This is a genomic window from Streptomyces sp. NBC_01669 (assembly GCF_026339735.1).
GTDB lineage: Bacteria > Actinomycetota > Actinomycetes > Streptomycetales > Streptomycetaceae > Streptomyces > Streptomyces yanii.
This window is the reverse complement of the sequence record NZ_JAPEQG010000001.1, coordinates 7,541,621-7,555,726: the sequence shown is the minus strand read 5'-3', so window position 1 is coordinate 7,555,726 and position 14,106 is coordinate 7,541,621. Positions and strand designations below refer to the sequence as shown.

11 protein-coding genes and 1 pseudogene are annotated in these 14,106 nt (G+C 71.2%); 7 read left to right on the top strand and 5 right to left on the bottom strand.

The features are described 5' to 3' along the window. Positions 1–101: 101 nt before the first annotated feature. Together OG972_RS33805 and OG972_RS33800 are read left to right on the top strand one after the other, a co-directional pair. Positions 102–532: pseudogene (locus OG972_RS33805) on the top strand (chitinase C-terminal domain-containing protein); the annotation flags it as partial. 90 nt (positions 533–622) lie between these two features. Beyond that, entirely contained in the window at positions 623–1,378 is a 756-nt protein-coding gene (locus OG972_RS33800; RefSeq protein ID WP_266988046.1) for an SDR family oxidoreductase, read from the top strand. A gap of 125 nt (positions 1,379–1,503) precedes the next feature. On the opposite strand, the gene OG972_RS33795 is transcribed toward OG972_RS33800, so the two are convergent. Next, a complete protein-coding gene (locus tag OG972_RS33795) occupies positions 1,504–2,694 on the bottom strand; it encodes an ROK family transcriptional regulator (RefSeq protein ID WP_266988044.1) in 1,191 nt (396 codons plus the stop codon). A gap of 148 nt (positions 2,695–2,842) precedes the next feature. Here OG972_RS33795 and OG972_RS33790 point away from each other — a divergent pair, with 148 nt between their 5' ends. After that, positions 2,843–4,072 carry an MFS transporter gene (locus OG972_RS33790; protein ID WP_266988042.1) on the top strand — a complete coding sequence of 410 codons (1,230 nt, stop codon included), beginning with the start codon at positions 2,843–2,845 and terminating at the stop codon, positions 4,070–4,072. A 161-nt stretch (positions 4,073–4,233) separates the two neighbouring features. Here the strand turns inward: OG972_RS33790 and OG972_RS33785 are convergent, their stop codons facing one another. Then, on the bottom strand, positions 4,234–4,536 hold the full coding sequence (locus OG972_RS33785) for a hypothetical protein (protein ID WP_266988040.1): 303 nt from the start codon (positions 4,534–4,536) through the stop codon (positions 4,234–4,236). Between the two features lie 267 nt (positions 4,537–4,803). Between OG972_RS33785 and OG972_RS33780 the strand changes: the two genes are divergently transcribed. The 4 genes from OG972_RS33780 to OG972_RS33765 all read left to right on the top strand — a co-directional run bounded on the left by OG972_RS33780 (position 4,804) and on the right by OG972_RS33765 (position 10,046). Next, positions 4,804–6,195, top strand: coding sequence for a uracil-xanthine permease family protein (locus OG972_RS33780; RefSeq protein ID WP_266988038.1), 1,392 nt, complete (start codon positions 4,804–4,806; stop codon positions 6,193–6,195). A gap of 210 nt (positions 6,196–6,405) precedes the next feature. After that, the gene (locus OG972_RS33775; protein ID WP_323135952.1) at positions 6,406–7,818 is read left to right on the top strand and encodes an NF041680 family putative transposase; all 1,413 of its coding nucleotides are present in this window, start codon (positions 6,406–6,408) and stop codon (positions 7,816–7,818) included. 458 nt (positions 7,819–8,276) lie between these two features. Beyond that, a complete protein-coding gene (locus tag OG972_RS33770; protein WP_266988036.1) occupies positions 8,277–9,185 on the top strand; it encodes a UTP--glucose-1-phosphate uridylyltransferase in 909 nt (302 codons plus the stop codon). Positions 9,186–9,344: 159 nt separating this feature from the next. After that, positions 9,345–10,046 (top strand): DUF5995 family protein, encoded by a 702-nt coding sequence (locus OG972_RS33765; RefSeq protein ID WP_266990877.1) that lies wholly within the window; start codon positions 9,345–9,347, stop codon positions 10,044–10,046. An 18-nt stretch (positions 10,047–10,064) separates the two neighbouring features. Here OG972_RS33765 and OG972_RS33760 read toward each other — a convergent pair whose 3' ends face one another. From OG972_RS33760 to OG972_RS33750, 3 genes are all read right to left on the bottom strand, one after another. Beyond that, on the bottom strand, positions 10,065–11,006 hold the full coding sequence (locus tag OG972_RS33760) for a GNAT family N-acetyltransferase (RefSeq protein ID WP_266988034.1): 942 nt from the start codon (positions 11,004–11,006) through the stop codon (positions 10,065–10,067). Then, positions 11,003–13,138, bottom strand: a complete 2,136-nt coding sequence (locus OG972_RS33755; protein WP_266988032.1) for a peptidase C14 — start codon at positions 13,136–13,138, stop codon at positions 11,003–11,005. Before OG972_RS33755 ends, OG972_RS33760 begins: the two co-directional genes overlap by 4 nt. Before the next feature lie 76 nt (positions 13,139–13,214). Next, entirely contained in the window at positions 13,215–14,054 is an 840-nt protein-coding gene (locus OG972_RS33750; protein WP_266988030.1) for an SDR family NAD(P)-dependent oxidoreductase, read from the bottom strand. Between the last annotated feature and the right edge of the window lie 52 nt (positions 14,055–14,106).

Below are 14,106 nucleotides of genomic sequence, written 5' to 3'. Positions count from 1 at the left end.
CGCTCCGTGCCTGAAAGCGCGACGCTGCGGCGCTCCGCGCCACCCACCAAGGACGCGGTTCCTCCCGGGGTCGAAGCCCCGGGGTTCCTCCCGGGATTCCACTGAAGGGCGACTGCAACCGCGTCTCGCTGAAGCTGCCCGCCTGGCAGACGCTGGCGCCCGGCGTCTCGGTACAGGTGAACTTCGTCTACTACCTGCCGACCTCCACGCCGTCGAACTGGACGGTGACCTTCGGCGGGAAGTCGTACGCCCTGGCCGCCGATCTGGCGCGCGGCACCACGGTGGTCGAGCCGGGCACGGGGACCAGCCCGTCGCCCACCCGTCGACCAGCCCCGCCCCGTCGACGAGCCCGGGCCCGGATCCGACCGGTGGCAGCTGCTCGGCGGCCGCCTGGAGTGCGACCGCGGAGTACGGCGCGGGCGCGACCGTCGGCTACGGCTCGCACCGGTGGAAGGCCAAGTGGTGGACGAAGGGCGAGACGCCCGGCACCACCGGCGACTGGGGTGTCTGCCAGGACCTCGGCGCCTGCTGACCCGGCTCCCATGACCGCCCGGCGGTGATCGGTTCGCCCCCGATCACCGCCGGGCTCCACCCATTCCCCGGTCTCTGACAGGCTGGGACCATGACGACGATTCCGGTGACCGGCGGAACCGGAACACTCGGACGACAGCCGGCGGACCGGCTGCGCGCCGAGGGGAACGACGTCCGCGTGCCGAGCCGCCACTCACAGCCGTACGCCGTCGATCTGCGCGACGGTACGGCGCTCGACGCGGCGGTCGCCGGCGTGGACACGATCGTGCACTGCGCCTCCACGCCGCGCGGCGGCGACGACACGGCGGCCGGACACCTCATCGAGGCGGCGAAGCGCGCCGGTGTCCCCCGTCTGGCCTATATCTCGATCGTCGGTGTGGACCGGCTGCCGCTCGGCTACTACACGGTCGAACGGCGCGTGGAGCGGATGATCGAGGATTCGGGGCTCGGCTGGACGATCCTGCGGACCACCCAGTTCCACGACCTGGTGCTGCGCATCCCCGACGGAGCCGCCCGGCTGCCTGTGATGCCGCTGCCCGCCGGGGTGCGGATGCAGTCCATCGACACCGGCGAAGTCGCGGACCGGCCCGCCGAGTTGGCGGTGGCCGGTCCGGCAGGTCGGGTGCCGGAGCTTGGAGGGCCGGAGGTGCGGGAGCTGACGGAGTCGGCCCGGGCCTGTCTCCGGGCGACCGGGAGGAAGCGGCGGATCCTCCCCGTACGGCTGGCGGGCAAGGCGTACGCCGGATACCGGCGGGGCGAGCATCCGACACCCGAACGGGCCGTGGGGAAGGCGACGTTCGAGGACTTTCTGGCACAGCGTTTCGGCCGCCCGGAGCGATCCGAGTGAGCCCACGTCGCGACATGTGCGCGGGTCGCTCCGGCCGCCCGGGCTGAGGAGACCTCGGGGCACGCGTGCCGAGCGCCCCGGCCGCCCGGAGGGAAGCCCCGTCGCGTACGGCCTCGTGGCCCGCGTCAGCCGCCCGCGGTGAACAGCTCGTCCTGAGCTGCCTCGCGGGCGGCGAGCAGCGCGCCGCGCAGTACCGCGGAGCCGCCGAGCGCGCCTGCCCTGACCTCTGTGCGCAGCGGGGACATCGCGGCCAGCCGTTCCTCGACCCGGGACGCCAGCGCGTCGCCGCCCGCATGGCCGACCTCGCCCGCGAGGACCACACAGCCCGGGTCGATGACCGAGGCGACGGCGGCAGCACCCACCGCGAGACGGTCCGCGAGCGCGCCGAGGAACGCCTCGCTCTCCCCCTCCCCCGCCAGAGCTGCCCGTACGGCGGACGCGGCGGCGGGTTCCTGTTCCCCGGAGCCCGGCCGCGTATATGCATCGATGCCGTGCCCCCGCGCCAGTTCACAGACCGGCGCGGAGCCGACCAGGGAGTGGAACCCTCCGTCGCAGTTGGCCGCGGAGGGCACCCCCGTCGCGCCCGGCACGGGCAGGAAGCCGATCTCGCCCGCGCCGCCGGAGGCCCCGCGGCGCAGCTTGCCGTCCAGCATGACGGCGGCGCCGATGCCGTGGCCGAGCCAGAGCAGGACGAAGGTGTCACGGTCGCGGGCCGCTCCGGCGCGGTGCTCGGCGACGGCGGCGAGGTTGGTCTCGTTCTCGACGAGCACGGTCGCCGGCAGCCGCTGCTGCAGCACCCGGACCAGGCGGCGGTGCCAGGCGGGCAGGCCGGTGGTGTCGCGGAGCTCGCCGGTGACCGGGTCGATCAGGCCGGGGGCCCCGATGCCGACGCTGTGCAGCGGTGCGGCGCCCGCCTCGCGCGCGGTGCGTTCCAGCAGCGCCGCGGCCTGCTCGGCGGCGGCATGGGTTCCGGTGTCGCTGCCGATCGGCAGGGTGGCCTCGGCGAGCGTGACGCCGAGGAGATCGGCGACGACGACGGCGACGCTGTCGGTCCGTACGTCGAGAGCGGCGAGGTGGGCCCGGTCGGCGACGATTCCGTACAGCCGGGCATTGGGGCCGCGGCGTGCGGCGCCGCTCTCGCCGACGACCCTGACCAGCCCGGCGCCCTGCAGCCGCTCCACCAGATCGGCGACAGTGGGGCGGGAGAGTCCGGTCAGGGTCTTGAGCTGGGTGGCCGTCAGCGGGCCGTCCTGCTGGAGCAGTCGCAGGGCGAGCCGGTCGTTGATGGCCCGGGCGGTGCTCGGTGATGCGGGCATGCCGAGATCCTTCCAGATCACTGCCGCACGGGAACGAACGTCATGGCCTATTTATCAGGCAGGGTTCCTGATAGTTTACTGGCCGCACCGTGGAGAGGGGCGCCGGGGCCACCGGTGGCAGAGAATTCCCAGGGGAGGGAACGGCAGCATGACGACGGATTCCACAGAGACGGTCTTCGGGACGGAGCAGGTGCGGCGGGCCAGGTTCGCCGTCGCCGCGGTCTTCACCGTGCACGGCGCCGTGACCGGCAGCTTCGCCACCCGCGTGCCCTGGATCCAGGACCACGCCGGGGTCAGCGCGGGTCAGCTCGGTCTCGCCCTGGCGTTCCCGGCGGTCGGCGCCTCGCTCGCCATGCCGATGGCCGGTGCGATCAGTCATCGCTTCGGCGCCAGGACGGCGCTGCGCGGGCTGCTGGCACTGTGGACGCTGGCGCTGGTCCTGCCCGCACTGGCGCCGAACCTGCTGACGCTGTGCGCGGCGCTCTTCGTGTACGGGGCATCGGCCGGCATGTCGGACGTGGCGATGAACGCCCTCGGTGTCGAGGTGGAGAACCGTCTCGACAGGTCGATCATGTCCGGGCTGCACGGGATGTGGAGCGTGGGCGCCCTGATCGGTTCGGCGGCGGGCACAGTGGCCGCGCATCTGGGCGCCGACGCCCGGCTGCACCACAGCATCGCCGCCCTCGCGCTCACCGCGCTCGGCCTGATCGCCTGTCAGGGCGTGCTGGATCTGCGCAGCGAGCCGGACGAGGAGCCGCCGCCGCGGTTCACGCTGCCGCCCAGGTCGGCGCTGGTCATCGGCGCGGTGGGCTTCTGCGCGGTGTTCGCCGAGGGGGCCAGCCTCGACTGGTCGGCGGTCTACCTCCGGGACATCATGGACAGTTCCGCGGGACTCGCGGCCGCGTCGACGACGGCGTTCGCGCTCACGATGGCGGTGGCCCGGATCGCCGGGGACAAGGTCGTCGACCGGTTCGGCGCGGTCAGGACCGTGCGGGTCGGCGGCGTGCTGGCGACGGCCGGCGGGCTGCTCGTGGTCACGTCACCGAACTCGGCGCTCGCGATGTGCGGCTTCGGGCTGCTCGGCCTCGGTGTCGCCGTCGTCGTCCCGCTCGCCTTCGCGGCGGCCGGGCGCAGTGGACCGAACCCGAGTCAGGCGATCGCGGGCGTTGCCACCATCACGTACACCTCGGGGCTCATCGCCCCGTCGGCCATCGGTTCGCTGGCCGAGGCGACCTCGCTGATCGTCTCGTTCGGCCTGGTGACGGTGCTGGCATTCGGACTGGTGCTGGGCGCCGGCGTGTTGCGGGCGGGCGACCGCCGGGTCGCGGCGAAGGGGGTCGACGTGCCCGGCACGGCGGCGGCCGAACCCCGCGCCTGAACCGTTCGACCAGGCGGGACCAGGTCTACAGGACCGGGGGCCTGTCCACCTCGCGCGTTCAGCCGGCGATCGAGTCGAGCTGTTCCGCGGCCGGCCGCAGCGCCCGGAGGTCGCCGTCGGGCGGTGTCTCCAGCTGCGGGACAGCCGCCTTGGCCTGCGGGTCACCGGCGTCGGGCGGGCTTGGGCTTGTCGACGACCGTCCAGGGGCCCTGACCGAGCCAGCTGTCGGCCTTCGCCGTCAGCGCCTTGACCGCCGTACGCAGGGCGGGGTCGCCGCGGTCGAGCCGGAGCTTCGCCTGCTGGATGCGGTGTCCGTCGATGACCACCGTCCTCGGCGCGCGCGGCGGCGGGCGGTGTCCGTGCGCGGTGGCGGCCGCCGAAGAGGCGGCCGGGACCAGAACGGCGGTCAGAGCGGCCGCGGCGGTGAGCAGGGCGCCGAGACGCCGACGGGGCCCTCCACTCATCGAGCACCCCCCTCACAAAATCAGACATGTGAATGATGTTCACGAGAAAGACCGTGTGAGCGTAGAGCCGCCTGTTCGGACCGACAATGCTTCGCGCACGATTCATGGATGGGACCCGACCTAGGAGTCGACGTAAGGGAACCCCGACACGAGTCAATGGGCGCTCCGGCATTACCATGGCGCTGATCTTTTCCGCGGACCGCGCCGGGCCGGACGAACTGCACCGGGCACCGCACGGACCCACACACGGACACACAGGGAGCGACCATGGGCGGCCTCGGCGTGCGCTGGACCTTGCACGGCGACGGAAAGACCCCCGCACCGGGGGCCGTGGTCCGTCCCGACGAGCGGCTCTCCTGGCCCCGTACGTTCGGGCTCGGCGCCCAGCACGTAGTGGCCATGTTCGGCGCGTCATTCGTCGCTCCCGTGCTCATGGGCCTGGATCCGAACCTCGCGATCATGATGTCGGGTGTCGCGACGGCCATCTTCCTGCTGGCCACCCGCGGCCGGGTGCCCAGCTATCTGGGCTGCTCGCTCTCCTTCGTCGGCGTGGCCGCGACCATCCGGGCCAGTGGCGGGGACAGCGCCGTCGTCACCGGGGCGGTCTTCGTCGTCGGCGTGGCGCTCTTCCTCGCGGGTCTCGCGGTGCAGCGGTTCGGCGCGCGGATCATCCATGCGGCGATGCCGCCCGTGGTCACCGGCGCCGTCGTCATGCTCATCGGCTTCAACCTGGCGCCGGTCACCGCGTCGACCTACTGGCCGCAGGACCAGTGGACCGCACTGATGGTGATGCTGTTCACCGGAATGGCCGTCGTGTGCCTGCGCGGATTCTTCTCGCGTATCGCGATCTTCCTCGGCCTGGTCTTCGGCTATGCGCTCTCCTGGGTCCTCGACCGGGTCTTCGGCAAGATCCATTCACCGGCGGGCGGCTCCGAGGCGATCGACCACTGGCGGCTCAACCTGTCGGGTGTCTCCAAGGCCGACTGGATCGGACTGCCGTCCTTCCATGCCCCGAGCTTCGAGTGGTCCGCGATCCTGGTCGCGCTGCCGGTCGTGATCGCGCTGATCGCGGAGAACGCGGGGCACGTCAAGGCCGTCGGCGAGATGACCGGTGACTCGCTCGACGACAAGCTCGGCACCGCCATCGCGGCGGACGGCGCAGCCTCCATGCTCTCCACCGCCGTGGGCGGCCCGCCCAACACCACGTACTCCGAGAACATCGGCGTCATGGCCGCGACCCGTGTCTACTCCACCGCCGCGTACTGGGCCGCCGCCTGCTTCGCCCTGCTCTTCGGCCTCTGTCCCAAGTTCGGCGCGGTCGTCGCCGCGATCCCGGGCGGGGTACTCGGCGGCATCACCGTCATCCTGTACGGAATGATCGGCCTGCTGGGCGCCCAGATCTGGATGAGCGGCAACGTCGACCTCCGCAACCCGCTGAATCTGGTTCCGGCCGCCGCGGGCATCATCATCGGCGTCGGCGGGGTCAGCCTGAAGATCACCGACAACTTCGAGCTGAGCGGAATCGCCCTCGGCACCATCGTCGTGATCACCGGCTACCACGTCCTTCGGGCCTTCGCCCCGGCCCATCTGAAGACCCAGGAGCCCCTGCTGGACGCCGGTACGTCGTCGTACGACGACACCAGGCCGCCCACGCAGTAGCCACCCCCGGCAGAGGTTCCGCGGGTCATCCGGATGAGCCGGCTGCTTAGCTTTTTGTTTAACCTCGCCGGGTCACCTGACCTGCTGATCTTGCCTTGTTTCTGAGACAGCAGGACGGCCGTTCTTCACGCTTCGAGGTGTCGAGCAACGTCGCGTGAAGGAACGGCCGCTGTGAAGAGTCTGGCCCCTGCAGGTCCCGCTGACGCAGCACTGAGCGTGCTGTCCCACTTTCGTGTCGAGTTCTACGACTGCCTCTACTCCCGTGCGGATGCGCTCTTCGAGCTGACCGACGCAGTGCTGTGCGCGGACGGTCCGGTGACGTCGCTGGCCGAGCTGACGCTGACGGCCGAGCACCGGCGCGGGCACGGGGCGATGTACGACGCGGTCAACCACGGCTGGCTGGAACCACGCCGCCTGCGCAGGCTCCTCGCCTCCACACCGCTGCCGCGTGCCGCCGACGGGCGGATCGTCCTCGCGGTCGATGTGAGCAACTGGCTGCGTCCCGACGCCCCGACCAGCCCGGACCTGCTGTTCTGCCATGTCTACGGGCGAGGCCGCAGCGCCGACCAGTTCATCCCCGGCTGGCCCTACTCCTTCGTCGCCGCCCTGGAAACAGGACGCACATCGTGGACCGCTGTGCTGGACGCGATCCGCCTGGGCCCTGCCGACGACGCCACGGCGGTGACTGCCGCCCAACTCCGCGACGTCTTCACCCGGCTCCTGCGAGCCGGCCAGTGGAAGCCCGGTGACCAGGACATTCTCATCGTCATGGACTCCGGCTACGACGTCACCCGCCTCGCCTACGTCCTGGCGGACCTGCCCGTCGAGCTGGTCGGCCGGCTGCGCTCGGACCGGGTGATGCTCCGTGACGCCGGACCGCGCCGTTCCACTCCGCGCGGCGGGCAGCCCCGCAAGCACGGCGGTGTCCTCACCTTCTCCAAGCCGGACTCCTGGCACACCCCCGACCAGGCCACCACCTGCACCACCACCCGCTACGGCACGGCCGAAACCCTCGCCTGGGACCGGATGCATCCCCGCCTGACCACCCGCGGCCCCTGGCTCGACCACTGCGGTGAACTCCCCCTGATCCACGGCACGTTGATCCGGCTGAAGGTCGAGCACCTGCCCGGCGACCGCGACCCGAAACCGGTCTGGCTGTGGTCCTCACGCACCGCGATGACCAGCACGGACGTCGACCTGCGCTGGCAGGCATTCCTGCGGCGCTTCGACCTGGAGCACACCTTCCGGCTGTTCAAGCAGACCCTCGGCTGGACCGTCCCCAAGGTCCGCGACCCACACACCGCCGACCTGTGGACCTGGCTGATCATCGCCGCCCACACCCAACTCCGCCTCGCCCGACCGCTCGCCGAGGACCTCCGCCGCCCCTGGGAACGGCCAGCCGAACCCCGCCGTCTCACCCCCGCCCGCGTCCGCCGGGGGTTCCGCCACCTCCGCGCGAAGACCGCCCGTCCCGCAGGAGTGCCCAAACCCTCCCGGCCCGGCCCCGGACGCCCACCCGGCTCCAAGAACCGCAGGCCAGCCCCACGGCACGAACCCGGGAAGACCGTGAAACGAGCCGAAACCCTCACCGAACACGTCCGCCTGAAACAGCAGCGAGGTTAAAGATCAAGCTTAGAGCCTGTCGGGTGACCTTCAATCGGATAGCGGACGCGGTCTGGTGCGTGCGATTCCAAGGCGGCGGGATGTCCTCGGATGGGGTCTCCCCTGCTCGAACGAAGCTGAGAGCTTGGGGAAGGAGCTACGAGGATATTTCGGCAACGCGGGAAGCGCGCGTGCCAGGGCGTGGCCGCCCGATCAGAGGTCACCCGACAGGCTCTTAGGCCCTGTCCGGTCGGGCCGCGGTCGGCCCCCGATATGGCGCCGCCGGCCCGAACGGGGCGAACGGACCCCGAGTCGACGCTGCGCCACCGGGGCGGCCGCGCCGGGGCATGGGCCGGCCGGCCATCAGGGAAACGCAGGTCCACGGCACATCGTGGACGCACAGGTCGCTCGGACCAGCTGATAGCGTCGTCGGCCGTGGTACCGAGTGGGGTGCCGCACCGGGCTGCCGAAAGGAACTCATGTCCGCCACGATCCGGAGGGCAGTCATCCCCGCCGCGGGCCTCGGCTCACGTCTCCTCCCGCTCACCAAGGCGACGCCGAAGGAGATGCTCCCGGTCGGTGACAAGCCGGTGATCGAGCACACCGTGCGAGAACTCGTGGCCTCGGGCATCACGGACATCACCATCGTCATCTCGGGCGGCAAAGGGCTGATCCAGGACCATTTCCGGCCCAACCCGGCTCTCGTCGCCCAGCTCCGCGCGGACGGCAAGACCGCATACGCGGATGCCGTGGAGGAAGTCGGTGAACTGTCCAGGCTCGGGCACATCACCTACCTCGACCAGCACGGCCCGTACGGCAACGGAACCCCTGTCCTCAACGCGGCGCGGAACTTCGGCGACGAGCCGATGCTGGTCCTGTGGCCCGATGACGTCTTCGTCGCCGGGACTCCGCGTGCGCAGCAGCTGATCAGGGCGTACGAGGCGACGAGTTGCCCCGTACTCGCCCTCATGCCGATGAGCCCCGCCGACTCGCACCGTTACGGCGTGCCCGTCGTCAAGGAGGACCTGAACGACGGGCTCCTGCGCATCACCGGCCTCGTCGAGAAGCCTCAGCCGCAGGACGCCCCGTCGGCGTACGCGGCCATCGGTGGATACGTGGTGACTCCCGGCATCATCGACGAGCTGCGCCGGCAGACGGAACGCTGGTACCAGCACCGCACGGGTGAGGTCTACCTGACCGACGCCATCAACGTCTACGCAGGCAGCCGCGCCGTGTACGGGCAGGTCATCGAGGGCCAGTGGTACGACACCGGCAATCCGCTGGCCTATCTCACCGCCCAGTTCGCCGCGGCGCTCGCCGACCCGGAGTACGGCCCCCATCTGCGCAGGCTCGCGCAGGGACTCGGCGACCCCGTGCCCTCCGCCTGACCACGAACCGCCGCGCCGACCCGTCCGGAGCGTCGCCGGGCCTGCCTCCGGGTCACCGATGGCTCTGCCGTCGTTCCCCCGTTCCGATGAACCCGCGGCCGGTCGGCGCCAGGACGGGCCCGCGGCTGGGACGCTGCCCCCATGGCGCAGTTCAAGCAGATGGAGCAGTTCACGGACCGGGCCGGTCCCGTCACCGCGCCGCCCGATGTCACCTCGGTGATCAGGCGGATGCGTGACTTTCAGTCCTCCTGGCCGCCGGTGGACGGGGTGGCGGTCTTCAACCGGGTCTATCTGACGGTCACCGAGACCGTCGACCGGCGGATCGCCGGTGGCGCGTTCCCGGACCGGGCGGCCGCCGCCGCCCTGGATGTGCGGTTCGCGGAGCGCTATCTGACGGCGGTCGACGCGGCGACGGCCTGGCGGCGGCCGCCCGACTGCTGGCGCCCGCTGTTCCAGTACCGGCGCCATCCCGGCGTACGGCCGCTGCAGTTCGCACTGGCGGGCATCAACGCACACATCGGCCACGACCTGGCACTCGCGGTCGTGGACACCTGCCAGGCGCTGCGCTGCACTCCGCCGGAGCTGGAGGACGAGTTCGACCAGGTGGGCGATCTCCTCGTGATGCTGGAGGAGCAGATCCGGGAGGATCTGATGCCGGGGCCCGATCTGCTGGAGGTCGCGGATCCGCTCACCCATCTGCTGGGGTCGTGGAGCCTGGAGCGGGCCCGTGAGGCAGCGTGGTCTGCGGCCCGGGTGCTGTGGCGGCTGCGTGATCTCCCGCTCCTCGCCGAGGAGTTCCGGCAGCGTCTGGACGCCGGGGCCGGTCTGGTGGGGCGCTGTCTGCTCACTCCTTGCCGCTGACCGCGCCCCACCGGGTCCTCAGAAACTGTCGCCGTACCAGTGGACGGCTCCGGGCGCGGTGACCGTCGCCCGTACCGCCGCCGGGTCTGCCAGCAACGGTCGGGCCATGCCCACGTGCTCCTCCCCGGCCACCGCGTCGGTGAGCAGTCGAGGCAGGGCTGCCCGGACCTCGGCGGTGTCGGGGAGCCGGACGCGCGCGCGGGTCGGTCCGGTGTCACGGCTGCGCGCGGCGGCCGCCGCCAGCAGGTCGCCCAGGGCCTGGGGTGCCCGCGGGTCGACCGCGCATTCCCGTACCTCCAGGACCTGTTCGCCGTGGTGGGTGACGAGCATGGAGACGATCCTGTGGGAGTCGGGGTCCTCGGCGACCAGGGTGCGGTCGAGCGGCCCGTACCAGGCGGGGATGCGTACGGCCCATTCCTCGTCGGTCCGCACCGAGCTGAGCGGCCGGTGCTCGTCGTATGCCGCCCGGAGTGCGGCCAGGGCCGGGCCGTCAGCGGGTGTGGCGGTGCGGATACGGAACCGGCCGCCGGCCGGGGGGCCGCCCCGGGTGATCGTGCCCTCGGTGACGGGGCTGGGGAACTCCTGCCAGCCCGAGCCGCGGTAGACGCCGGGCGTTCCGGTGAAGAGGAGCGACCAGGCACACAGCTCCGCCGTCATGGTCCGTTCCGCCTCGACGAGCAGCCGACGGATGAGCCCCTGGCCGCGCGCCTCGGGCCGGGTGGCGACGCTGCCGAGGCCTCCGACCCGCTGCGGTACACCGTGCGCGTCGCGGAGCTGCCTCGGTACGTAGACGACGACGGCGTCGATCCGTCCGTCCTGCTCCGCCACGAAGGTGCGGTGGTGCCGGTCCGGATCGAGGGCGTACAGAGCGGGGAGGTGCGGGGCGACGAAGCACTCGCCCCAGAGTGCGGCCAGGGCGGGCTCGTCGGCCGGGGTCGCGGTCCGGAGAGTGGCGCTCACAGCGTCAGATTGCCTTCCGTGCGGACGGAGTTGCTGTCCTCCGGCATGGCCGTGCGCTTCGTGCCCTGCTCCACGCATGATGTGTGGAGCAGGGACTCCAGTGCGCCCGGGGCGAGATGGAGCGTTCCGCCGGTGAATCGGCTGCCGGTCGCCGCGTAGTGGTTGGTGCCGTCCGCGATCCGGATGTGGGCGGTGCCGGAGTCGGTGGTGACGCTGGTGAGGGAGGAGATGTCCCAGGTCAGGGTGGCGTTGCCGGCGGCGCGGCCGAGGAGTGCCTTCGCCTTGTTGCTGCCGGTGAGGCGGGTCCCGCCGGTGACGGTGATCCGCTGGTCGCGTACGGCGCTGAGCTCGACGCCCGTGTTGTCGTATGTGCCGCCGTCGATCCGGAGGTCCGCCGATCCGATGGAGAGCGGGGCCGCGTTCTCGGCACCGATGACGGTGCAGTCGGTGAAGTGGACAGGGCCGGCGCCCCGCAGGATCGCCCCGTCGACGCCCTTGAACGTGCAGCGCACGAAGTGGACCTGCGCAGTGACCGGGGTCTGGACGAGGACGGCGCCCGCGGGCAGCTCGAACGAGCAGTCGCTGATGACGGTCGGCCGGCTGGAGCGGGCGGAGCGCTGGGCCACGGCGAAGGTCCTGGCGGTGCAGCCACGCACCTGGGCACCGTCGGCGTTGACCGTGAGAGTGCCCGCCTGGTCGAAGGTCGGACGGGCGATCACCGTGATGTCTTCGAGCGTCAGATCGGTGATCTTGGTATTGGCGGTGAACCAGGAGCAGACGTGTCTGCGCACGGTGATCCGCTTGGCGGAAATACCCCATTGAGCACCGGAGTTGGCTATGTCCATCAGCCCGGAGTTGCCGTCGAAGAGCAGATCGTGCTCGTACTGCCCGTGGGTGGTGAAGGGGTTGCCGCCCGCGTCGTCGCCGTCACCGTGGCAGTTCACGACGGTGCAGTAGGCGGAGGCGGTCAGGTCGTTGAGATGCCGGACATTGCTGGTCGTGCAGTCGGCGACCCGGCCGTAGAGGCAGTAGATCTGCTGGGTGAGATAGCCCGCGCCACCGTAGTCGACGGTGGGCGGGTTCTTCAGGGAGCACTCCTCGGTACGGAACCGGGTGCACCACCGGCGCATGACGACCGGCCAGAAGCTGCCGGTGGCGTGAATGCCGGAGACGTCGCAGCCGACGGCGTACTCGAAGCTGACCGGGTGCGAGCCGGTGTACTCGTCGGGCCCCGCGCCCTCGAAGACGAGATTGCGGATGTGCGTGTTCAGGACCGGCTCGATGCGGGTCCAGGTGAGCCTGCGTCCCTCGGCGAGTTCCCAGCCGTTGAGGTAGCCGATCCGGATGTGTCCCCCGTCGACGATCTCGGTGATCTCGACCAGCTTCTGCAGCTCGCGTTCGTCACCGCCGCCGCCCGCGACCGGGTCGACCTGCACGGACCACCACTGGCCGACCTCGAACGCCGTGGCGTCCGGGACCGGAAAGGTGTCCGTGAGCTCGATGACCTTGCCGGACAGTGCGTGCTTGACCGTGGTGTCGGTGACGGTGCCGCGGAAGGAGAGGACGGCTCCGAAGGGGTTGTCGTGGGTGTTCTTCTCGATGCCGTCGGTGACCATGCGGTGGCCGCCGAAGTCGAGTTCTATGTGGGAACGGTTCCAGAGGTGGCGCTCGGTGAAGTGCAGGTCGGTGTGGGCCTCGATGCGGTGGACCGAGGTGTCGGCGATCATCGCGTCGAGGGCGGCGTCGGCCGGTTCCTCGGTGTCGAAGTGTCCGAAGGTACGGAAGTCGACGGTCCCGTTGTGGAGCTGGACCCAGCGGCCGGGTCTACCGTCGGCGGGTGCGATCACGGTGCCGCCGTTGTGGGCCGTGTCGGACTTCTTGTCCCAGCGCACGGCCATCGCGCCGCCGTCGCCCGGGGCGTGGTAGCCGGCGACCAGGACCTGGGCGCCGTCGTCGAGCGGTGTCGTGTTCAGCGCGCGCAGCTCGTCGACCGTGTCGACCGTCGACACGGTCGACGCGGGGGAAGGGGCCGCCTGCGCGGCACCGGTGGCCACGGCCGAACCGGCCACCACCAGACCGGCCAGGCCCGAAGCCCTCAGCAGATTACGGCGTGACGATGCATTGACGGACATGGCGGAGGTGCTCCTCGCGTTGTCGATGCGTGCGTGATGCGTGATCGGTTGGGTACGTGACACGTGCGCGACGGCGTCAGATGGTGTTGCGGTACGGCGGCATGAACCGCATGCGCGGCATCTGGTCGGCCAGCACTCCCCCGTCGACGACCAGGCGCGCACCGGTCAGGTACGCCCCGGCATCCGACGCGAGGAGCAGCAGCGCGCCCACGCACTCGTCGGGCTGCGCATAGCGGCCGAGCGGGATCCGCTCGCGGTACGCGGACTCGAACGCCTCCCGGTCGAACGGGAACTCCCCGTCGATGGGCGTCTCGACCATGCCGGGGGCCAGGGTGTTGGCGGTGATGCCGTGCGGGGCGAGCTCGACCGCCAGGGTCTCGGTGAGCAGTTGGGCGGCGGCCTTGGAGGCGTTGTAGTGGGCCAGGCCCGCCTCCGCCACCAGGGCGTTCTTCGACGTGATGGTGATGATGCGGCCCGCGACACCGTCAGCCGTCATGTGTTCGGCGATGCGCTGGCTGAGGAAGAAGACCGCGTCGACGTTGACCCGCATGATGTGCGACCAGCTCGCGGGGGTGATCTCGTTGAAGCGCTCCAGCGCCGCCGTGCCCGCGTTGTTGACCAGGATGTGCAGCGGTCCGGTCTCGGCACGTACGGCATCGACGAAGCCGGCCAGGGCCTCGATGTCGGCAAGGTCCTGCCCATAGGTCCAGGACCTCCGCCCGAGCGCTTCGACGGCCGCGGCCGTCTCCGCGACACCGTCGGCGCCGGGCAGGTCGACGAGGACCACATCGGCGCCCGCCTCGGCGAGCCCGACGGCGAAGGACCGGCCCAGGCCGCGGGCGGCTCCGGTGACGACCGCGGTGCGGCCGGTGAGGTCGAAGCGGTCGGTACCGCTGGGCGGGACGGCTGCGGTCATGGCGGGATTCCTCCTGGCGGGGTGGTACGGGGAGGTGGGCCGCCGCACCGCA